Annotated in this window: 1 protein-coding gene; it reads right to left on the reverse strand. The window is 64.7% G+C overall.

The genetic code is table 11. The features are described from left to right. A partial coding sequence (locus tag D6877_RS19860) for an MFS transporter (protein ID WP_130911856.1) occupies positions 1–1,160 on the reverse strand: 1,160 nt, incomplete at both ends.

Here is a 1,160-nt window from a genome sequence, read left to right on the forward strand (position 1 = left end):
CGCCCGCGCAGCAGGTTGTTCGGCATGGCAATCGCCGCTGCCAGCCCGAGCAGCGACACTGCCGTGCTGACCCAGAGCAGGTGGCGGAAGGTCACCAGCAGCTCCGCGCGCAAAGCGTTCTGCGCTTCGCCGGGTGCTGCGTTCAGGCCATCGAGCAGGACGTTGCCCGAATGCCCTTCGCTGATCAGCGAACTGTTCGCCAGATGGGCGAAACTGGAGTCGTGCAATAACGCCAGCAGCAGCGCCGACATCAACGCCACGCCCACCGCGCCGCCCAGTGAGCGGAACAGGTTGGTGGTGCTGGTGGCGACGCCGATGTCGCGTTGTTCCACCGAGTTCTGCGTGCCGACCAGCGAGGTCGGGAACTGCATGCCGCCGGCGATGCCGCTGAGCAGCATGAACAGACCGCTGAGCAGCGTTGCTTGTGGCGGACTGAAGGCCATGCCGAGAATCGAGATCGGCATGAGGATCGCCCCGGTGAGAATCTGCGGTTTGTAGCGTCCGGTGATCGAGGTGCGGCGGCCGGCGAAATAGGCACCGATCGGCAAGCCCATCGCCAGTGGCAGCAAGTGCAACGCCGCGCTGTCGGCGCCAGCGCCGGTGACGCTTTGGAAGCGCAGCGGCATCAGCACGATCAGCGAGATGGCCTGGAAACTGGTGAAGAAGATCGTGCACCAGCACAGCAGGGCATTGCGGTTGGCGAACAGGTGCATCGGCAGCAACGGCTCCCGCGCCCGGCGTTCATGCCAGACGAACAGCGCCAGCACCACCACGGCACAACCGAACAGGCCGAGCACTTCGCTGCTGCGCCATGAATGACCCTGGCCGACTTCGGTGATACCGAGCAACAACGCGGTCAGGCCGATGATCATCAGCACCGTGCCGAGATAATCGATCACCGGTTTGCGCTGTGGAATCGGCAAGCCGCGCAGATTGCGCCGAGCCACCCACCAGGCGCCGAGGCCCAGCGGCAGGTTGATCAGAAACACCCAGCGCCACGACAGGTATTCGGTCATGTAGCCGCCAAGCACCGGACCGGCAACGCTGGCCACGGCGTACATGCTGCTGAAATAACCCTGATAGCGCCCGCGTTCACGTGGAGGGACGATGTCGCCGATGATCGCCTGACTCACCGAGATCATGCCGCCGGCGCCGATGCC

It is taken from the genome of Pseudomonas sp. Sample_9 (assembly GCF_004307535.1).
GTDB classification, from domain to species: Bacteria; Pseudomonadota; Gammaproteobacteria; order Pseudomonadales; family Pseudomonadaceae; genus Aquipseudomonas; species Aquipseudomonas mercuritolerans.